General features: G+C 44.9%; 15 protein-coding genes. 6 read left to right on the forward strand and 9 right to left on the reverse strand.

Going from position 1 to position 20,468, the window contains the following annotated elements; translation table 11 throughout:
• Positions 1 to 275 precede the first annotated feature (275 nt).
• The 4 genes from QL919_RS07000 to leuS all read right to left on the reverse strand — a co-directional run bounded on the left by QL919_RS07000 (position 276) and on the right by leuS (position 6,490).
• A complete protein-coding gene (locus QL919_RS07000; RefSeq protein ID WP_290188842.1) occupies positions 276 to 1,601 on the reverse strand; it encodes an efflux RND transporter periplasmic adaptor subunit in 1,326 nt (441 codons plus the stop codon).
• Positions 1,602 to 1,847: 246 nt separating this feature from the next.
• Positions 1,848 to 2,921: a DNA polymerase III subunit delta gene (locus QL919_RS07005; RefSeq protein ID WP_290188843.1), complete on the reverse strand. Its 1,074-nt coding sequence runs from the start codon at positions 2,919 to 2,921 to the stop codon at positions 1,848 to 1,850.
• Between the two features lie 71 nt (positions 2,922 to 2,992).
• Positions 2,993 to 3,712 carry a hypothetical protein gene (locus QL919_RS07010; RefSeq protein ID WP_290188844.1) on the reverse strand — a complete coding sequence of 240 codons (720 nt, stop codon included), beginning with the start codon at positions 3,710 to 3,712 and terminating at the stop codon, positions 2,993 to 2,995.
• Positions 3,713 to 3,772: 60 nt separating this feature from the next.
• A complete protein-coding gene (gene leuS, locus QL919_RS07015; RefSeq protein ID WP_290188845.1) occupies positions 3,773 to 6,490 on the reverse strand; it encodes a leucine--tRNA ligase in 2,718 nt (905 codons plus the stop codon).
• A gap of 245 nt (positions 6,491 to 6,735) precedes the next feature.
• Here leuS and QL919_RS07020 point away from each other — a divergent pair, with 245 nt between their 5' ends.
• Positions 6,736 to 7,101, forward strand: coding sequence for a Spx/MgsR family RNA polymerase-binding regulatory protein (locus tag QL919_RS07020; RefSeq protein WP_290188846.1), 366 nt, complete (start codon positions 6,736 to 6,738; stop codon positions 7,099 to 7,101).
• A 108-nt stretch (positions 7,102 to 7,209) separates the two neighbouring features.
• On the forward strand, positions 7,210 to 7,569 hold the full coding sequence (locus QL919_RS07025; protein ID WP_290188847.1) for a hypothetical protein: 360 nt from the start codon (positions 7,210 to 7,212) through the stop codon (positions 7,567 to 7,569).
• A 124-nt stretch (positions 7,570 to 7,693) separates the two neighbouring features.
• Here the strand turns inward: QL919_RS07025 and argB are convergent, their stop codons facing one another.
• The 3 genes from argB to dut form a co-directional block, all read right to left on the reverse strand.
• On the reverse strand, positions 7,694 to 8,605 hold the full coding sequence (gene argB / locus QL919_RS07030) for an acetylglutamate kinase (protein WP_290188848.1): 912 nt from the start codon (positions 8,603 to 8,605) through the stop codon (positions 7,694 to 7,696).
• Between the two features lie 84 nt (positions 8,606 to 8,689).
• The gene (locus QL919_RS07035) at positions 8,690 to 10,537 is read right to left on the reverse strand and encodes a phosphomannomutase (protein ID WP_290188849.1); all 1,848 of its coding nucleotides are present in this window, start codon (positions 10,535 to 10,537) and stop codon (positions 8,690 to 8,692) included.
• Between the two features lie 122 nt (positions 10,538 to 10,659).
• A complete protein-coding gene (gene dut / locus QL919_RS07040; RefSeq protein WP_290188850.1) occupies positions 10,660 to 11,124 on the reverse strand; it encodes a dUTP diphosphatase in 465 nt (154 codons plus the stop codon).
• A 252-nt stretch (positions 11,125 to 11,376) separates the two neighbouring features.
• Here dut and tnpB point away from each other — a divergent pair, with 252 nt between their 5' ends.
• Positions 11,377 to 12,528: an IS200/IS605 family element RNA-guided endonuclease TnpB gene (gene tnpB, locus QL919_RS07045; protein ID WP_290188851.1), complete on the forward strand. Its 1,152-nt coding sequence runs from the start codon at positions 11,377 to 11,379 to the stop codon at positions 12,526 to 12,528.
• Positions 12,529 to 12,629: 101 nt separating this feature from the next.
• On the opposite strand, the gene mgtE is transcribed toward tnpB, so the two are convergent.
• Both mgtE and QL919_RS07055 read right to left on the reverse strand, forming a co-directional pair.
• Positions 12,630 to 14,033: a magnesium transporter gene (mgtE, locus tag QL919_RS07050; protein WP_290188852.1), complete on the reverse strand. Its 1,404-nt coding sequence runs from the start codon at positions 14,031 to 14,033 to the stop codon at positions 12,630 to 12,632.
• 129 nt (positions 14,034 to 14,162) lie between these two features.
• The gene (locus QL919_RS07055) at positions 14,163 to 16,196 is read right to left on the reverse strand and encodes a UvrD-helicase domain-containing protein (protein ID WP_290188853.1); all 2,034 of its coding nucleotides are present in this window, start codon (positions 16,194 to 16,196) and stop codon (positions 14,163 to 14,165) included.
• 781 nt (positions 16,197 to 16,977) lie between these two features.
• Between QL919_RS07055 and ndhC the strand changes: the two genes are divergently transcribed.
• The 3 genes from ndhC to nuoC all read left to right on the forward strand — a co-directional run bounded on the left by ndhC (position 16,978) and on the right by nuoC (position 20,357).
• Positions 16,978 to 17,601 carry an NADH-quinone oxidoreductase subunit A gene (gene ndhC, locus QL919_RS07060; RefSeq protein WP_290188854.1) on the forward strand — a complete coding sequence of 208 codons (624 nt, stop codon included), beginning with the start codon at positions 16,978 to 16,980 and terminating at the stop codon, positions 17,599 to 17,601.
• Positions 17,602 to 17,721: 120 nt separating this feature from the next.
• Positions 17,722 to 18,390: an NADH-quinone oxidoreductase subunit B gene (locus QL919_RS07065; protein WP_290188855.1), complete on the forward strand. Its 669-nt coding sequence runs from the start codon at positions 17,722 to 17,724 to the stop codon at positions 18,388 to 18,390.
• A gap of 191 nt (positions 18,391 to 18,581) precedes the next feature.
• The gene (nuoC, locus tag QL919_RS07070) at positions 18,582 to 20,357 is read left to right on the forward strand and encodes an NADH-quinone oxidoreductase subunit C/D (protein WP_290188856.1); all 1,776 of its coding nucleotides are present in this window, start codon (positions 18,582 to 18,584) and stop codon (positions 20,355 to 20,357) included.
• Positions 20,358 to 20,468: the final 111 nt, after the last annotated feature.

Consider the following 20,468-nt stretch of genomic DNA (forward strand, 5'->3'; position numbering starts at 1 on the left):
ACTATCTAAACTATCTAAACTATCTAAACTATCTAAACTATCTAAACTATCTAAGTTATCTAAGTTATCTGGGTTGTTTGAATGATTATCAGAAGTGTGTGACCCTGAGTTTTGAGCCGTGCTACTTCCAGAGCTATCTTCAGTCGACGGTTTGGGAGGTTGATGTATAGTCATAGCAGTGTCTTTAATAAAGGCTAAAAAGCGTGATAGTGTTGTTATGAAAGGGCTGCTACATTTAACAAACCCTTTTTTATTCAACATAGTCAAAGAACAAGTTACATTCGAGGTCCACCAGGGATACGGCCGCTACCTGATTTCTTACCGCTTTCTTCACTGATGATTACTTCTTCCCCTTCTTTCAAACCACTTAAGATTTGCGCGTTTACTCGGTTATCGATACCGACTTCTACAGTACGCTCTTCTACGGTTCCATCCTCTTTTAATACACGTACAAACTTACCAGTGGCTGCTTTGCCTTTTTCTTTACCTTTAGAGCGTTTTTCTTGTATCACTGTTGACGGTACTAATAGAGCGTCTTTAGCTTCATTGACAATGATATAAATCTGCGCGGTCATATCAATGCGGAACAAGCGGTCAGGGTTTGGCACTTCTACGTAACCGACGTAATAGATAGCAGCGTCTGTTGAGCTAGTACTACTGATTTGCTCTGGAGCAGGCTCGATAGCAGTCAGTGTCGCATCATACTGCTGGTCTGGATTACCGATGATATTGAAATAGGCGGGCATACCAGCACTGACATTGATAACGTCAGCTTCGGAGATTTGCGCGTTGATACGTACAGTCGATAAATCCGCTAGCGTCACTAGTGTTGGCGCGGTTTGGTTGGCATTGACGGTGGTACCTTGCTCAGTTGTAATAGACACAACAGTACCTGATATCGGGGCGCGGATGGTGGTATAGCTCAAATCTTCTTCAGCGGTACTGACGTTGGTTCGTGATTTGCGTAACGCCGCCTGCTGGCTATTGATATTGGCTTCGGTGGTCGCAATCGCGGCTTTTGCTGTATCGATAGCCGCTTGTGCATTGGCAACGGCTGCTTTTGCCGTCTCAACACTGGTCGCTTGTGTGTCGTATTCTTGCTGTGAGATAGCATCGATAGCGACTAAGTCTTGCAAACGCGCAAAATCAGACTGTGCTTGTTTGAGCTCAGACTGACGGCTGGCAAGGTCAGCATACGCACTTTTTAGGCTGGCTTGTTTGCTCAATGATTCTGCTTGCGCACTTTGTAGCGCGGCTTCGCTTTGTTCAAGACTGGCTTGTTCATTGCTCAGACTGTTTTTTTGCGTGACTTGATCAATCTGCGCAATCAAATCGCCTTGTTTCACTTCGTCACCGACTTCGACGTACAGGCGTTTGACTTCACCAGATACCTGTGCCCCTACATCGACCGTATTTAACGCTTTTACTTTACCGGATGCCATGACATTGTTTTCAATATCACCGACTTCAACGGTTGCAGTTAGGTAGTTAGGTGTGGTTTCTTCTGGTTTTAAAAAAGTATAGGCCAAAGCCCCTAATGCTACGATAATTAAGGCGATAACCGCCCATTTAATAGCAGACTTTTTGCTTATTTTGCGCATGACAACTATCCAATCACAATGAAATCAAGTGTAGCTATAGTAGAGCCTTCATGAGTAAAAGGGAATGGCAATTAGTTTAAGAAAGGTTAAGGTGGTTTTACAATGGGTGAAGGCTCAGTTTCAAAGTTGATGAAGACAATTCATTCTGGCACTGATGAAAAAGCCAACGTTGGATAGGATGGATTATTAGAATAACTGAATGAAGTATAGCGTTTATAAAGCGTAGAGAATAAAAATAATGGAGAGTTAGCGAGCGGTAAACAAGCGCTTTCCAGATAACTCTAATGCTGCCTGTAGTAAGAGCTCCCAAGCGGGCTGACGAACGAGACCTTTGATGGCTTGGTCACAGCGATAAAGCAGGGCAGGCCATTCGGCAGTTTGCGCCTTTGACTGACGGCGGCAAGCTTGCTGATATAAGCCTTGCTTGCTCCGCCATATGCCAAGTGCTTGCGGGTCTTGTCCATCCATCAATTGCATAATCTGACGCATGTCTTTGCTGATTGCCCATAGTACTAAAGTCGTCGGCTCGTCAGTCGCCTTAAGCTGGAATATGATTTTCGCCACTTGCGCGCTATTACCTGCAAGCATCGCATCCGATAAATCAAACACGCTAAATTGGGCATCACTGACTAAGGCTGCTTGTAAATCTTTGACGTCTAAGGCGACGTTGGTAGCAGGCTTGGTAGAGAGGTTGTTTTCTTTAGCATCATCGCTATTTGCCATCAATTGCGGTGCAAACAGATAAGACAATCGCCATAACGTTTGATACGCACTTAAGAGATGATGTTCGGTGTGCGACATGAGCAGTTGCCATGCCTCTTGCGACAGCTTGAGACCAAACTGCTGAGCTTGTATTTGCAGCAGCTGCTGACGTTGTTGCTCGTTATACAAGTTGCAATCGATGACGTGACCGTATTGAGCAAACGGTGTAAACCATTTACTGCTTTGAGAACGCTTGTCTTGTTTGGGCGTTAACCATAATAAGCTATGACTGTGTGCACCCGTCTGCGCATCCTGTGCGAAGCGTTCTAGCTCAGCGATAACGGCTTTGTCAGGTTTATGATTGCCAGTCACGATGAGCGCGCTTGCATCATCAAACAAAGACTGGCTACCCAGCTCTGACAAAACCTCTTGCCAGCTTTTAACGGATATCAGCTCAATACGCTTGATGGCATAATTCTGCGCGCGCCAATGCGGGCGCATGGCATCGATAAGCCATTGACTCAATAATGGCTCATCACCGTGCGCTAGCCACAAGCCTGCTACTGCAATGGAAGGCTGCAGTAGTTTTGGGTAGGCTTGAATAAAGGTATCTTGCATGGATTAGAGGTACGCCAGTTAATGAGAGTAAATATCGGAGTTAATGGGTATCTATACGTAATAGTCAACAGTTAAGGATTTGGCACGACCACTGCTGTCGAGGCTGAGCCTTTGCCGATTTTCTGCACGGGTGTTTTAATACCAGCAAGACTGACTTTTGGTAATGAGATAGCAACGAATTGATCAGTGATACGGCGTGCCAAGCTGTCATATAACCAGTCACGAATCTGATCACCCTGTTGGTCATCGGTACTGACAGAGGCTTCGTTATATTGATAGCTACGGTCAACTTGGATAGGATTGGTGAGCGTGACAGGTTTGCCGTTTTCCATGACTTGATAGCTGACATCTGCTGATAGTACCAAACGGATTTCTGTGAGGACACCGACCAGCTCATAGCGCTTAAAACGAACATTGCTGATGCTAATAGCAGCAACAGGCTCAGCGCTCGATTGTTGATTGTTATTAATAACATCGGTCGCAGTCATATTGTCAATAACATCAACCCCTAAGGTTTTTAGGCGCCGTGTCAATGGTAGTTTCAGCGGAAATGAGGTGCGATTATCTTCGACAATCACTGCTGTTTTGGCCACATCAAGTAACATTGGTGCATCATAGCCACGCAATTGAAAACCGCAGCCACTAAGCGCTGTGGTAGCACCGAGTACGGCAAACATTGGCAAGCTGGCGAGTAACGCGGTGGCGAGCTTCTGTCTACGCGACGTTTTGATAGTGCTGTGCTCATTTAGTATGGCTTGATATGACTGACCAGCTCGATGCTTATACGACATAATCGCTATCCTCAAATGATAAGAAGGCTTAGGGCAATAGAATCACTAAGCCTAAGAATGCTAGCCTACAACCACAATATTAACCAACTTGTTAGGGACGACAATTTCTTTTTTAATGTCGCCCGTTAAGAATTTTGCCACACCTTCAATTTCCTTCGCCTGTGCTTTAAGCTGCTCAGGATCACTGTTAGGGGCGACATCCATCTTACCGCGCATTTTACCATTGACCTGCACGACCATCGTAATCATGTCTTGCACCAGTGCGCTTTCATCAACCGCTGGATAATTTAGCGTCACTGTATCAAGTCCTAGCTGCTCAATCAGGTACTCACCGACGTGCGGGGCATAGACTGATAACATAATCAGCAAGTCAATCAGTGCCTCATGCTGTACTTGCAGGTCTTGCTCATTGGTTGCTTTAAAGCTCGCAAGCTCGTTGGCAAGTTCCATTAAGCTTGAAACAGGGGTGTTCAGTGCCAGACGATCTCCCAAGTCACTATCAATCTTAGCAATTGTTTCATGCGTTTTACGGCGTAAATTTTTCGCCTCTTTGCTCAGACCGTCAGTGTTGAGTGCGTCATTATTCAGCGACTCGAGACTTAAGTTCGCTGCCGCAATTGCCTGCATGTGTTCGGTCGCAATACGCCATACTTTTTTGACAAAGTTATAAGGGCCTTTTAGGGCGTCATCTGACCATTCTAGCGTTTGATCGGCAGGAGCGGTAAATAACGTATAGAGACGAACGGTATCAGCGCCATACTTATCAATGGTGATTTGTGGATCGACACCATTATTCTTTGACTTAGACATTTTTTCGATTTTACCAATCGTGACTGGCTGTCCATCAGATTTTAAAATCGCTTTAATCGGCTGACCACGTTCGTTATAGTCAATATCGACGTCTTCAGTGAAATAATATGTCGTACTGCCATCGGCATTGACGCGGTAGAAAGTACCCGCAAGCACCATACCTTGGGTCATTAAATTAGCAAAGGGCTCATCACCTGATACTAGAGACTCATCGCGCATCAATTTATGGAAGAAGCGCGCATAAAGTAGATGCATCACCGCATGCTCTACACCGCCGATATATTGGTCAACCGGCAGCCATTTATTGGCAGCAGATTTGTTGACCATATTTTGCGTATCGTTCGGGCTAGCAAAGCGTGCATAGTACCAGCTTGACTCAACGAAGGTATCAAAGGTATCCGTCTCACGCTCAGCAGGGTTGCCACACTTAGGACAAGTGGTATTGACAAACTCTGGCATGTTTTTCAACGGATTACCGCGACCATCAGGTACGACATCAGTCGGTAGGATGACTGGCAAATCCTGCTCTTCAACCGGTACCGTACCGCAATGCTCACAGTTGACCATCGGGATAGGGCAGCCCCAATAACGCTGGCGAGAAACACCCCAGTCACGTAGACGATATTGGATTTTTTTCTTCGCCAGTGCTTGTGGTTCAAGCTTAGCAAGCATGGCTTCAAACGCTTGATCAAAATCCATGCCGTCAAATTCAGCTGAATTGACTAGGATGTTGCGCTCAGTATATGCAAGGTTTGGCTCAGAACCATCAGCTTGGGCTTCGGCGATAGCAGACTCAGCATAACCATCAGGAGACTGGATAACTTGTTTGATAGGCAGATTGTATTTGGTCGCAAACTCGTAATCGCGCTCATCATGGGCAGGAACCGCCATCACCGCACCTGAGCCATAGCTCATCAGTACATAGTTGGCGACCCAAACGGGCACTTCTTCACCGGTCAATGGGTGCGTCACGGTAAGACCAGTATCCATACCGATTTTTTCAGCTTTGGCCAAGTCCGCTTCTGCGACTGAACCTTTTTTACACAGCGCGTTGAATTGTGCGATGACGTCATCTTTTTCAGCGGCATATTGTGCCAATGGATGCTCGGCCGCAACTGCCACATAAGTCACACCCATCAAGGTGTCAGGGCGAGTAGTGAAGACATCTAAGGTGTTGGTTTCACCTTCCAACTCATAAGGAAAGTGTACTTCCATACCGGCACTACGACCAATCCAATTGCGCTGCATGGTCAGCACTTCAGATGGCCAGTGACCTTCTAATTGGTCCAAATCATCAAGCAGCTCATCAGCATAATCGGTGATGTTAAAATAATACATCGGGATATCGCGCTTTTCGACCGCAGCGCCACTACGCCAGCCTTTACCGTCAATGACTTGCTCATTGGCTAAGACGGTATTGTCGACCGGATCCCAGTTAACGGTGGCAAGCTTTTTATAAACCAAGCCTTTTTTGTATAACTGTAAAAACAACCACTGCTCCCACTGATAATACTCAGGGCTACAAGTGGCAAACTCACGTGACCAGTCAATAGATAAACCAAGCAGTTTGAGCTGCGCGCGCATGTTGTCAATGTTGGCAAACGTCCATTCAGCAGGCGGCGTTTGATTGGCAATGGCGGCGTTCTCAGCTGGCAGACCAAAACCATCCCAACCCATTGGTTGCATGACTTCATAGCCTTTAAGACGGTAATAACGGCTTAATACATCAGAGATGGTATAGTTACGCACGTGACCCATATGCAGCTTGCCGCTTGGATAAGGGAACATCGACAGCATATAACGGCTTGGCTTGTCGCTTGGCTCATTGCTTACTTCAAAGCGCTTGTCGCTCGCCCATTTGGCTTGCTGCTGTGCTTCAATGAGTTGCGGCTGATACTGGGCGTTGTCGATAAAAGTGTTATTGGTATGGTTAGTATTAGCAGTTTCTGCTGTCACGGCGTTGCTCATAGTTGGCTCGGAATTGGTGGTTACAGATAAATTGAGTGAAATTTAATAATGCCATAGCATAGCGTAATTTGGCGAAAATTGCGATGATATGATGGGTGGTTTGCTCACGATAAAGGTGACAAATTCGAAAAAACTGGTACAGCTGTGATTGTTTTGTCGCCATAAACCAAATAGGGATGCGCTTAGGTATAATAATGCGCGTTAGGTATAGTAAATACCATAATGATAATTGACTAGGAGCTTCTATGACCATCACTGTTTACGGTATTAAATCATGCAGCACAATGAAAAAGGCTTTTACTAAGCTTGATGAATTAGGCGTTAGTTATGATTTTCATGATTATAAAAAACAAGGTATCGATAAGCAAAGCGTACAGCGTTGGGTCGACGCTCTAGGTATTGATAAAGTGTTTAATAAGCGCGGGACCACATGGCGCAAGCTAACCGATGAGCAAAAACAAGCGGCTGATGCCGATGTAGAGAGTGTCATTGATTTGCTCATAGAAAATACCAGTATGATTAAACGACCTATTATTGAGGGCATCTATAAAGATAAGCCAATATTGCTTTGTGGCTTTGACGAAGCTGTTTTTAATAAAATATTTGATTAATCACACAATTTTTTCATCAATCTATATTTTATTTGGTGTATTCTAAGTTATATCATCTAATAAAATTTATTTAACTACAAACTTATCATTATTCAAAAGGATCTAGCTATGAAAAAAATACTGTTAATCGCGGCGTTAACTATGGCACCCTTACTGACTATGACTGCCCAAGCAGCAGACACCGCTACTAAAATTACCTTCGCCAAGGATAGCTACTGCGGTAGCTTTTCAGGTAATATCAAAAATGGTAAAGAGTTTCGCTTATGGCTATTACCAGAGCAAAACTTAGTCATCCGTAACGTTGGTGATGATCAGATTAACGTCGCTTATGTGGCAGGGCCAAACGGTCGCTTGACAGGGGATCGCTACGACAATGAGACCTCGTATTTTACCGAGCGCAAAGGCAATCATAAGATGAAAGTCTATGGTAATAGTAGTCATAGCTCCGTCGAGTTCTGTGCGTATTAATAAGCCTGTATGTACTAGGATTATCTATAAAAAACAGAGTAGGCGTAGGGTGCATTTTATGCATCATTTAAGGGTGATAAATCACAATCGGTGAATAAAACGTACCCTACAAAAGCTCAATCTATCAACTCATCGCTGAATCTATATCACGACTGATAAGTGTACCAACGCCTTCATTGGTAAAGATTTCAAGCAAGGTCGCATGGGGCACACGACCATCAACGATGACCGCACTTTTTACACCGCTACGAACGGCATCAAGCGCACATTGAATCTTAGGAATCATGCCGCCCGATATCGTACCATCTTCAATTAAACTATCGACTTTCTGTGGGGTCAATCCGGTGACCACTTCACCGTCACGACCTAATACGCCTTTGATATTGGTCAGTAGCATGAGCTTTTCTGCTTGTAAAAATTCCGCGACTTTACCCGCGACTAGGTCAGCGTTGATATTGTAAGTATTGCCTTCTTCGTCGACGCCAAGTGGGGCGATGACAGGAATGAAGTCAGAAGCGATAAGCATGTTAATGACGTCTTTATTGACGCTAACCACGTCACCGACAAATCCTAAATCCACAGGTACCGCAACACCATCTGTGCCGACTTTTTCCATCATCAGTTTTTTCGCTTGGATTAAGTTGGCATCTTTACCAGTCAACCCAATGGCGCGTCCGCCATGCTTATTGATTAAGCTAACAATAGATTTATTGACGCTACCGCCGAGTACCATCTCGACGATATCCATGGTGCTTTTGTCAGTGACACGCATGCCATCGATACGGTCAGATTGACGCCCCAGCTCTTTGAGCAGGCTATCCACTTGTGGACCGCCGCCATGTACGACCACGGGATGCATGCCAACGGTTTTTAGTAAGACGATATCACGGGCAAAGGAGCTTTCAAGCGCAGGGTCGGTCATGGCATTGCCGCCGTATTTAACCACAATTAATTTATCAACAAAGCGTTGAATATAAGGCAGCGCTGTGGTTAATACTTCTGCGGTAATTTTAGCTTCATCTAGGTTAAGCGTCATTACAAACTCCTAAGGTACGGTTTTAAAATACAAAATTGTGCTCGCCATCATAATGAAAAAGTGGATTGGTGAATAAGACGAGTATTACTCAGCAGGAATAGCAGCAATCTGCTCTGCCAGATTTTTATCAAACGGACGGCATAAGGCGGCAAACTTTTTTTGAATGTCTTTTAAGTCTTCAATGCTATCACCGGCAAAGCGTGCTGTCAGATTATTGCTGGTATTGGATTGACGTATGACGCCAAAGCCATGGGCAAAATCTAAGCGCACACCATCGATACAGCTTAATCTGGTGCCAACGGGTAACAGATGGCGCGCTTGCTCTGCCGTAATAAGCTCTCTGCTGGCATGGCAAGTACAGCGCGATGATTCACAAGGGATCGGTTGTTGATTAGCAGACTTTGAGCAGTTAGTTTCATTTTGCTCTTTAGCAACATTGCTCAAAGAGTCGTTGGCCACTGCTGTATGACATGAGGCATCAACCAGTTGCTGTAGATACTGACAAAACTTGGTAAGCTGTTTGACGATTGAGCAGTCTGTAGCTATGGTTTGCGGAATCGGTAAATAGTGGTCAGCGGTACTGACCAGTGCCGGCAAGCTTTGGGTAATGGCCGTTAATGATTTTTTACTACGATGATTGCCAACAGCCGCCAACCAGTGTAGCAATCTCAGGGCGGCATACATGGCATCGTCATAAATGATAAAGCGGTTGTCATTGAAAATAAAGTGTCCTGACAGCTCGCCAGCAAAGACGATTGGACTATCAGAGTGCTGCATCTGTTGACGCATAAGACTACTGCCCGTTTTGCTAATGATTGGCATAGCACCAAGCTCGGTCAATAGTTTTGGTAAATGGTGAGAGCACTTAATATCAAATAACACCTGAGAGACAGGTGCTTTCGCTGATATTGAATGGTTTGACAAACGGGCTGTGTCGCTCAGTGCAGCATTTGCTAATAAGTATAACAGGTGGTCTGGCATGACTACCTTGCCAATCTCATTGACCACCATCAGTCTATCGCCATCACCATCGAACGCCAATCCTATATCCGCCTTATTCTCAGTGACAGCTTGCTGCAACTGTCTCAGTCGATTGGGCTCGGTAGGGTCGGGATTACCCAAGGGGAAATATCCATCTGGAGTATCATTAATCATGATGATGCGTTGGCAAAAATGCTCAAATAAAGGCTGAGCGATGTTGCTGGTTGCCCCATGCATACAATCTATCACCACGACCAAATCAAGTTTGGGCGGTGTTAAGCTGGGCGCTATTAACAAAGCATCTAGCGGTGTTTGATGGCTGCGCTGATTTCGCTGAGACAGTCGAGTAAATACTTGGCTAATTGCCTCGATATAGGCAATAGCGACCTGTTTGGTAGATGGGGGATTAATTGAGTGACTGAATCGATCCGTGTCAATATTGCTTTGACTATCAATTTTGTTTTCTTCTTGGCTCGATAGTTGCTGATAAAGCGCTTGAATATCGGCGCTGCTAGGAGAGAGGTGAGCCACCAACCACTTGACGCCTAAGATATCTTTGGCAGAATGACTGGCGGTCACAATAATGCCGTGACCATGATATTGCTCAGCCCAAAACGCCATCATAGGGGTGGTTACCAAACCGAGCTGAATAACTTGTAACCCTTGCTCAGTCAATATAGTGGCGAGCATACGAGCGATAGTGTCACTGCTGCAGCGCACATCATGGCCAATGACGACAATGCTTTTGAAAATATTTTTTTTGTTAATAGGTTGGGTGTTGCTTTGACTATTGTGTTGACTATTAATGTCACTGGCAATGTTTTGCTGAGCTTGATAAAGATGAGCAAAAGCATGGCCTAATGCGTGAATAAAGTCATCGGTGAAATGCTGGCGCGGCCCGCGAATATCATAAGCACGAAATAAGGATTGCTGCGCAGCAAAAGACGGCATCGCTTACTCTCCTTATTATCGTGATAGATATGGTAATGGGGTGATGAATAAATCGCTTAGAGTTTTTGATACAAATTAGGTTATGCGATTTAGACTATATAGTTTAGAGCAAATGATAATGACTATTGACGACCTGAATGGCCAAATCCGCCCGCACCGCGCGCGCTTTCATCACTAAATTCTGCTACCACTTCAAACTCTGGACGGGCAACTGGCACAACGACATATTGGGCCATACGCTCGGCAGGGTTTAAGACAAAGTCTTCATTGCTACGATTCCAAATGCTGACCATCAGCTCACCTTGATAATCCGCGTCAATCAAGCCGACCAAGTTACCTAAAACAATACCATGTTTATGGCCAAGACCTGAGCGCGGTAAAATCATCCCAGCATAATTAGGGTCTTGGATATAAACAGCGAGACCAGTACCAATCAAATGCGTCGCACCGGCTTTAATCGTTAAAGGCTCATCAATACAAGCACGCAAGTCGATACCTGCGCTGCCATCAGTGGCACGCGTTGGTAAAGAGAAGGCTTGGTCTTCAGTGATTTTAGGGTTTAATACTTTAACTTGTACAGCTTGCATAACGCACTCACTTAACGATTTAATGGTTTTATAAATAGGGTCAATTCACTATGAAAAAGTTACATCGTTAACCTCGCTTGACGTATTACATATACATCTGCACTCAGTTGCCTTGTACCTTTTTAAATGGAATCAACTATAGAATGAATCACATTTTTAACTTCTGGTTTTTAACATTTTCAGCGCAGAATTCCCCTGCTTCTAAAGTAGAGGGATGAATGCGTCAGACTTTTGATATGGTACAATAGCTTCATGCCAAAACAAATCCTAAAAGCCCATAAAGTAAGATTATACCCTAATGAGGGTCAGCAAATATTCTTTGCCAAATCATTCGGCTGTACACGCTTTATCTGGAATAGGATGCTTAGTGACAAGATTGAGTATTACAACGAGCATAAGACCGAGCTTAAAAATACTCCTGCTCACTATAAGAAAGAGTTTGAGTGGCTCAAAGAAGTCGATAGCCTGGCACTGGCGAATGTGCAGCAGAACCTAAGAGCTGCCTATAACAAGTTTTTCAAGCAAGGCGCAGGCTTCCCAAAATTCAAGAAAAAAGGAATTAAGGATAGTTATACGACCAACAATCAAAAAGGCACAGTAGCGGTCACAAACAACACCGTCAAACTGCCTAAAATAGGTCACATCAAGGCTAGACTCCCAAGTAAAATAAACGGCCTAATAAAATCAGCGACCATCAGCCGCACCCCATCAGGCAAGTACTATGTCAGTCTATTGGTTGAAACCATCGTTAATGAATTACCAAAAACACACTCTAACATCGGCATTGATTTAGGACTGACCGACTTTATCGTCTTATCGGACGGTACAAAAGTTGCCAATCCTACCTTTTTATCGAAGCTGCAACATAAGCTTGCGCGAGAACAGAAAATACTGGCCAAGCGTAGAGCAGTGGCCAAAGCGGATCAGCGCAAACTCAGTGACAGCCGCAACTATCAAAAGCAAAAAATTAAAGTCGCCAAAGTCTACGAGCGTATCACGAATTGCCGAAAAGACTTTCTACACAAACTCTCATTCAATCTCATCAAAAACCACGATGTGATTGCGATTGAGGACTTAAACGTCAAAGGCATGGTTAAGAACAAAAAGCTTGCTAAAGCCATATCAGACAGCTCATGGTCAACCTTCACCACCATGCTGAACTACAAGGCTGAATGGTACGGTAAAAAGCTAGTCAAAATAGACCGATGGTATCCATCGTCTAAGACCTGCTCAGGCTGTGGTCACTTACTGACTAAGGCTGAGCTACCATTACAGGTGAGATCATGGAATTGCCCCAGCTGCTTGCAATCCAACGATAGAGACATAAACGCCAGTATCAACATCCTCAACGAAGGATTGAAGTTGGCAACAATCAAAACCGTCGGTGCGACGGGGTTAGCTTAGTCCATTTGCCTAACAGCTGATACAAAACATCGTATCAAGTATGGGTATTACCTAAGAAACCGCCACCTCTTTAGGTGGTCGGTAGTTCATTAACTGATTTACTAAAGAATCAGCACGCTCGCCAAGCCTAAGAACGACATAAAGCCGACGATATCAGTCACGGTCGTTAAAATCACTGAAGCTGATAGCGCAGGGTCGATATTCATGCGTTTGAGCAGCAGCGGAATACTGATGCCTGAAACGTTAGCGGCGGTCATGTTAATTGCAATTGCAAAACCAATCACCGCACTAATCTTAATATCATGAAACCACAATTGGGCAATAAACGCCATGATTATCGCCCATATGATACCGTTTATCGCGCCAACCCACAGCTCTTTATTGAGTAGCCATAAGCGGTTAGAACCACCGATTTGACCCATTGCCATACCACGAATCACAACAGTCAGCGTCTGCGACCCTGCAATACCGCCCATACTGGCAACCACCGGCATGAGTATCGCTAGCGCCACGACTTTTGCCAATACCGCTTCGAACTGACCGATGACAGCGGCTGCTAGTAGTGCTGTGCACAAGTTAATGCCGAGCCAAATACTACGGCTTTTGGCACTGGTCAAGATAGGCGCAAACAGCTCCTCGTCTTGACTGACACCGGCTAGGTTTTTCATGGTGCTATCGACATCATCTTGGATAATCTCCATGATGTCCTCGCCATTTAGTTGACCAACCAGCTCGCCATAGCTGTTAATCACCGGCGCAAAGCGGATGTCCTCTGAGCGGAAAATAGCGGCTGCATCTTGAATGTCGAGCCGATCATTAATCGTAACTGCCGCATCAATCAGCTCTGCAACTAGCATGCTTTGGTCATGTTTAATCAAATCGACCAAACTCAGCAGCCCAAGTAACTGCTGGCTTTGATCGACCACCAGCAGCTCTTGACTCTCATCATCGAGCAAATCATCATTTTCTCGGAGCCAATTTTGTACTTCAGCCAACGTGATGTTGTCTTTTACCTGAATAAGGTCAGGATCCATGTAGCTACCGACTTCCCAGTCGGCATAGGTGTCAAGCTTGTTGACCTGAACACGAATATCCTCATCCAACGTCGCCATCACCGAGGTACGTACACTCTCGGTTACGGTATCCAAAATCTCAGAGATGTCCTGCGCATCGAGGTCTTGGGTAAAGAGGGAGATCTCTTTTGAGGAGATATTTTCCATGAGTGGTTGGCGGGTATCAACTTCTAGCTCAGCGAGTACTTCCCCTTTAATATTTTCTGGAACTTGTGCCCAAATCAACAGACGCGTTGACGGCGGAAAAGACTCTAGTAGGTTGGCAATCTCATATTCTGACTGCTTTTCTAAAAACTCAGTAATGGCCTCATAGGCTTTATCCGCAACCAACCCCTGCAGATACAGCAGCTTATATTCGGCACTGTATTCTGCTGGATTATAGTCACCCTGTAGCGTAGACGGTCTTTCTTGATCAGGCATAGGGGTAGGCATAAAGATTCCAATGTTGTTAAAGGTGTAAAGATAAAGGCAACAACCAAAATGATACTTTCAAAACAATGCTTTTCAGCACCGTTTAAGGCGTGTTTTGGTAATCGTTTTTATTAAGCACTGTTATTGAGCTTAGCGATTACCCAGTAACGCACGAATATTGGCCAAATATTCATCAGCGACTTTTTCAGGGTCTTTGCTGGCTTTTTTCTTTTTGGCTTTGGCAGGCCAGTCGATATGATCCTCCGGCAGCTCATCTAAAAATCTTGATTCCGATGTTACGCGCATTTGACCACCGGCGCGGCGCTGGGTGGCGAGCGTCAATGTCAGCTCACGACGAGCACGAGTGATACCCACGTACATCAGACGACGTTCTTCTTCGATGGTCTCACTCAGGATAGAGTTGCGATGCGGTAGCATCTCCTCCTCAAGTCCCATGATATACACAAAGTCAAACTCCAAGCCTTTTGCCGCATGTAAGGTCATGAGGTTCACTTTATTGGTATTCTCTTCTTCTTGCTGCTGTTCAAGCATATCAAGCAACACCAGCTTACGAATGATGGTATCAATGGTGCGGTCTTCATCTTCTTCAGCACGGTTAATCAAAGACTGAATACTGGTATAGAGCATATCGATATTATCGATGCGGTTTTTTTCTTGTTGCGGGGTTTTAGAGTCGCTACGGACAAAATCAATATAACCCGTTTCATCAATCATTTGACGGACGATAGGGACTGGGTCAGGATGTTGGTCTAACTCACGCGTATAGTGCTCAATAAAATCCCCAAACTCTTTAATCGTGCCATAGGCCTTTGATGGCAACACATGGGTCAAACCGGCGTGCGTACAAGACGCCAATAACGAGATGCTGTGCTCTTGGGCAAACAAGCCGAGTTTCTCAAGCGTCGCAGGTCCCATACCGCGCTTGGGCGTATTAATAATACGCAAGAACGCGCTGTCATCTTCAGGGTTCAAAATCAGGCGCAGATAGCCCATGATGTCTTTGATTTCACTGCGTGCAAAGAATGACTGACCGCCAGACAATTTATAAGGCACTTGCAACTGACGCAACTGCGCCTCTAGCATGCGCGCCTGAAAGTTACTGCGATAGAGAACCGCATACTGCTCCCACTCATTACCAAAGCGCAGTTTGTGCGTGACAATCTCTTTTGCCACGCGCTCAGATTCATCATCGTCATTACGGCAGTTTATAATGCGGATTTTCTCGCCTTGACCTTTATCAGACCACAGCTTCTTTTCAAATAAATGCTCATTATTGGTAATAACGGCGTTGGCCGAAGTTAAGATACGCGTGGTAGAGCGGTAGTTTTGCTCAAGCATGACGATTTTTAATTTTGGGAAATCTTCTTTGAGGAGTCCCATGTTTTCAGGCTTAGCACCACGCCAGGCATAGATAGATTGGTCATCATCACCAACGACCGTAAAGCGCCCTTGCGGTCCGACCAAATACTTAATCATTTCATACTGGGCTGTGTTGGTATCTTGATATTCATCGACCAATAGATAGCGAATTCGGTTTTGCCATTTATCACGCAGCTCTCTATTTTCACGCAGTATTTTGGTCGGCAATACAATCAAGTCATCAAAATCAACCGCGTTATAAGCACGCAAGTTACGCTCGTAAAGCGCATATAAGGTGGCAAAAATCATATCTTCTGGATCTTCTAAGGTTTCCATCGCCTTATCAGGTTCAATCAGATCGTTTTTCCAGTCAGAAATCATTTTAATGGCTTTACCCACCAGCTCACGACTTTCTGCACCACTTAGGTTGTCGCGCATCATCAGCTCCATCAGCAGGCGCTTACTGTCATCGCTGTCCATGATAGAGAAGTTGCCCTTTAGCGGGGTATGAATGAGCTCGTAGCGCAAGAACTGTAGGCCAAATTGGTGAAAGGTTGAGACGGTCAGGCCGCGCATTTTTTCACTGGGCAGCAGTTTACTGACACGGGCTTTCATCTCACGGGCGGCTTTATTGGTAAACGTCACTGCCGTGATGCGCTCAGCTGGCATGTCACACTCTTCGATAAGGTAAGCGATTTTACGAGTAATCACTGATGTCTTACCGGAGCCAGCACCAGCTAGTACAAGCAGGGGGCCTGAGACGTAGAGCATGGCTTCTTGTTGTTTGGGATTGAGTTGACTCATAACGTGACCTGTAAGACAAAAGCAAAAAAGAGGGTAGCGCTGAGATGTGCCGTCGCAAAAATGACAAGGCAGCGGCGCAATAACGGCAATAAAATGTAGAAGATAGCGTCAAGGCGCCATGAAAATCAGGTGGGCTATTATAAAGCAAAAACAAGGACTTTGGGTGAGGAGTTGGGCACTAAGATGGGTGTGTCAAAGTAGAAACATCTTGGCAGATATAGTGAAGATATTGGCTCATGTTAAAAGTACTGAATTTGGGGTTAATATAAGGTAACGTATATATCATAATTTATGGTAAAAAAAACATATTTTTTTTGCACATAAAGTGACCGTTCAATACAGTTAAAAACTAGCTTTTAGATACTGATATGCGTATAGTACGTAAATAATTTATGCCAGTTGTCACGTCATTATTGACCACGTGTAATGAGCTATTAAATCAATTAAGTAAACCATCGAATATGATATTGATTTAATACGTTGATCTTACGTTGTTAGAAGATGCGTTAGGCGACCAGCCTTTTTTGTCCGTGCGCATACCGGAGTCTATACAGTTGGTCATGTCTGACATCGTCGTCGATAATCTTGATAATTGGTTGTTACCAGCAAAATACCTAACATGTGACTCAATGACAGTTACTTAAATACAGTGACAGTTACTTAAGTACAGTGACGGTCGCTTTGTGTTTTCGTCTGCGTTATGCCTGTCGCTAGATGACTTTTAACAAGTCAGTACTCGCGCTGCGCTTAACACTCGATTGGGTGAGGAGCACGTATTATCATGTCTGCTTTTAATTGGTCAGCAATTGCTTTTATCCTAGCCGCCATTGGGCTGGTTGTCTTTATGCTGGTCGTGCCGCGTTTGCTTGGCGGTCGCTCTCAGGGTTCACAAAAAGAAGAAGTATTTGAAGCGGGTGTTGTCGGAGCTGGCAACGCCCGTATTCGTTTGTCTGCCAAATTCTATTTGGTGGCGATTTTCTTTGTGATTTTTGATCTAGAAGCGTTATACCTATACGCTTATGCCGTCTCTGTTCGTGAAGCGGGCTGGCTTGGTTTTGCTGCCGCCGCTACCTTTATTACCATTCTTATCATCGGTTTGATTTACGAGCTGAGCTTGGGTGCGATGAACTGGGCACCGGCCGACAAACGCCGCAAAAAAGCCCGTCTACATGCAGCGCCTGCAGGCTTTAATTTGGCAGACATCACCAAGTTTGATGGTGTCGATGAGCTGATGGTTGACCCAACGGGTAAAATACCGGCACAGTCGTCAGGACAGATTAATGTCTCAAATAACATTGAGACCAATCGCCGTCATCTACAAAATATTGATCACATTAATACCACAGGTAATATTACCTCTGTGGATTTTGCGACGTCTGCGCAACAGGATACTGTCAAACGCTAATCACCTTTGACAGCCTTGCGGCACTTCATTGCAAAATGGTCATCTATTAATAATAGAAGTTAAGGCGACAATAATGGCAAGACGATTGCCACGCTGCGCCAAATATAAAGGTTGTATGTTATGAAATACACATTAACTAAAGCCAACCCTGATGCAGATACCTATCCTGCACAGACGAGTCAAACAGTCAATGACCCGCTCGAAGACGAAGTCAATAAAAATGTCTTTATGGGTCGTCTTGAAGACCTTGTTCATTCAACAGCAAACTGGGGGCGCAAGCACTCACTATGGCCATTTAACTTTGGTACTTCTTGCTGTTATGTCGAATATGCCACCACCTTAACAGCCGTTCATGACTTGTCACGCTTTGGTGCGGAAGTCATTCGTGCGTCGCCACGTCAGGCGGATGTGATGATCGTTGCTGGTACTTGTTTTGTGAAAATGGCGCCTGTTATTCAGCGTCTTTATGAGCAAATGCTTGAGCCGAAATGGGTCATCTCAATGGGTGCCTGTGCCAACTCGGGCGGTATGTATGACATCTACTCAGTGGTACAAGGTGTAGACAAAATCATACCTGTCGATGTTTATGTACCTGGTTGTCCACCGCGTCCAGAAGCCTTGATTCAGGGTTTGATGCTGCTGCAAGAGTCTATTACCAAAGAGCGTCGTCCGTTAGGTATTCATGTCAATGAGCAGGGCATCTACCAGCCACAAATGACGCCTGAACGTGACCGTAAGCAAGCAGATCGTATCGCTGTCAAAAACTTACGTAGCCCAGATGGTATTTAAGTTACAGAAAGCATTTAAGTTCTAGACAGTATTTAGATTCACAGCAAAAAAACTCAAAATTTTATGCGCTTATCATAGTTCGGTTATGATTAACATAGCTCAGTTATGGTTGACATAGCTCAGTTATGGTTGACATAGTTCGGTTATGACTAACATAGTTCAGTTATGATTAATGAAGGAATACATCATTCATGGTCACGGTAGTCGAAAACATAGATCCTAAGATTAAGCCTGTCCCAGCAGTTATCAAAGAGCTGGAGCATAAATATGCCGGCAAATTTGTGGTGCAGCACACTGTTGATGAGATTCCAACGGTTTGGGTGGCGCGTGCTGATTTGTTAGACGTTCTCTTATTCCTGCGTAAGTTGCCAAAACCTTATGTCATGCTGTTTGACTTGTCAGCGATAGATGAGCGTTTGCGTCAACATCGCCAAGGTTTGCCTGACAGTGACTTTACGGTGTTTTATCATTTGATGTCGCTTGAGCGTAATAGTGATGTCCGTATCAAAGTCGCGCTAGACGAAGATGATCTCAATGTACCGAGTGCCACCCAAATTTGGCCAAATGCCAACTGGTACGAGCGTGAAGTGTGGGACATGTTTGGTATTGTCTTTAGTGGGCATCCGCATTTGACTCGCATTTTATTACCAAAATACTGGGAAGGTCATCCACTGCGTAAAGAGTATCATGCGCGTGCGACTGAATTTACCCCTTACTTCTTGAATACCGCCAAACAACAATACGAGCAAGAAAACCTGCGTTTTGTCCCAGAAGAGTGGGGCATGAAGCGCTCAGGTCGCGATGAAGACTTTATGTTCTTGAACATTGGTCCTAACCATCCATCGGCTCATGGTGCTTTTCGTTTGGTGTTGCAGCTTGACGGTGAAGAAGTTGTTGATTGTATCCCTGATATTGGCTATCACCATCGCGGCGCCGAAAAAATGGCGGAGCGTCAAACGTGGCACTCATTTATTCCTTATACCGACCGTATCGACTATCTTGGCGGCGTAATGAACGAGCTGCCGTACATCATGTCGGTTGAAAAGCTTGCCGGTATTACTATCCCTCCGCGCGCTGAAACCATTCGCGTGATGATGAGTGAGTTTTTCCGTATCACCAATAACTTGCTGTTCGTCGGTACCTTTATTCAGGATGCGGGTGGTATGACGCCGGTATTCTATATGTTTACCGATCGCCAAAAAGCCTATGATGTCATCGAAGCCGTCACTGGCTATCGTATGCACCCAGCGTGGTTCCGTATCGGCGGTACTGCTGCTGACCTGCCGCGTGGCTGGCAGCGTTTGGTTCGTGAGTTCTTAGAGTGGATGCCAAAACGCTTGGACGAATACGTCAAAGCGGCATTGCAAAACAGTGTGCTAAAAGGTCGTACTCAAGGTGTTGCACAATATAACACCAAGCAAGCATTGGCTTGGGGTGTGACAGGCGCAGGCTTACGTGCAACAGGTTTGGATTTTGATTTACGTAAAGCGCGTCCGTACATGGGCTATGAGAACTACGACTTTGAAGTACCGGTTGGCTATAACGGTGATGCTTATGACCGCTGTATGGTGAAAGTTGAAGAGATGCGTCAGTCATTGCGCATCATCCGCCAATGTATGGATAATATGCCACAAGGTCCATACAAGGCTGATCATCCGCTAGCAGTACCGCCGCCAAAAGATCGTACCTTAAATGATATTGAGACGTTGATTAACCACTTTATCTCTGTGTCTTGGGGTCCTGTGATGCCAGCCGGTGAGTGCGCCACGATTGTGGAAGCGACCAAAGGTCTGAACAGTTATTACATCACCTCAGATAAAGCGACGATGAGCTATCGTACTCGTATTCGTACGCCAACATTTGCGCATTTGCAGCAGATGCCATCAGTGATTAATGGATCCTTGGTATCTGATGCCATTATGTATCTGGCATCGATTGATATTGTGATGGCCGATTGTGATCGTTAGTGCTTTGGTTTGAGAGTAGCGCTTTAATCAGAAATGATGGTTTTGAAAAAAGATAAGTTAATCAATATATTACTGCCAGATGGCACACCAAAATGCTGTAATTTTTCAGTG

It is taken from the genome of Psychrobacter sp. APC 3426, from assembly GCF_030408035.1.
GTDB lineage: Bacteria > Pseudomonadota > Gammaproteobacteria > Pseudomonadales > Moraxellaceae > Psychrobacter.

Excerpts from the sequence above, each read along its gene's own strand:
- QL919_RS07000 (WP_290188842.1), bottom strand. The coding sequence starts at position 1,601 with ATGCGCAAAATAAGCAAAAAGTCTGCTATTAAATGGGCGGTTATCGCC.
- QL919_RS07005 (WP_290188843.1), bottom strand. The coding sequence starts at position 2,921 with ATGCAAGATACCTTTATTCAAGCCTACCCAAAACTACTGCAGCCTTCC.
- QL919_RS07010 (WP_290188844.1), bottom strand. The coding sequence starts at position 3,712 with ATGTCGTATAAGCATCGAGCTGGTCAGTCATATCAAGCCATACTAAAT.
- leuS (WP_290188845.1), bottom strand. The coding sequence starts at position 6,490 with ATGAGCAACGCCGTGACAGCAGAAACTGCTAATACTAACCATACCAAT.
- QL919_RS07020 (WP_290188846.1), top strand. The coding sequence starts at position 6,736 with ATGACCATCACTGTTTACGGTATTAAATCATGCAGCACAATGAAAAAG.
- QL919_RS07025 (WP_290188847.1), top strand. The coding sequence starts at position 7,210 with ATGAAAAAAATACTGTTAATCGCGGCGTTAACTATGGCACCCTTACTG.
- argB (WP_290188848.1), bottom strand. The coding sequence starts at position 8,605 with ATGACGCTTAACCTAGATGAAGCTAAAATTACCGCAGAAGTATTAACC.
- QL919_RS07035 (WP_290188849.1), bottom strand. The coding sequence starts at position 10,537 with ATGCCGTCTTTTGCTGCGCAGCAATCCTTATTTCGTGCTTATGATATT.
- dut (WP_290188850.1), bottom strand. The coding sequence starts at position 11,124 with ATGCAAGCTGTACAAGTTAAAGTATTAAACCCTAAAATCACTGAAGAC.
- tnpB (WP_290188851.1), top strand. The coding sequence starts at position 11,377 with ATGCCAAAACAAATCCTAAAAGCCCATAAAGTAAGATTATACCCTAAT.
- mgtE (WP_290188852.1), bottom strand. The coding sequence starts at position 14,033 with ATGCCTACCCCTATGCCTGATCAAGAAAGACCGTCTACGCTACAGGGT.
- QL919_RS07055 (WP_290188853.1), bottom strand. The coding sequence starts at position 16,196 with ATGAGTCAACTCAATCCCAAACAACAAGAAGCCATGCTCTACGTCTCA.
- ndhC (WP_290188854.1), top strand. The coding sequence starts at position 16,978 with ATGTCTGCTTTTAATTGGTCAGCAATTGCTTTTATCCTAGCCGCCATT.
- QL919_RS07065 (WP_290188855.1), top strand. The coding sequence starts at position 17,722 with ATGAAATACACATTAACTAAAGCCAACCCTGATGCAGATACCTATCCT.
- nuoC (WP_290188856.1), top strand. The coding sequence starts at position 18,582 with ATGGTCACGGTAGTCGAAAACATAGATCCTAAGATTAAGCCTGTCCCA.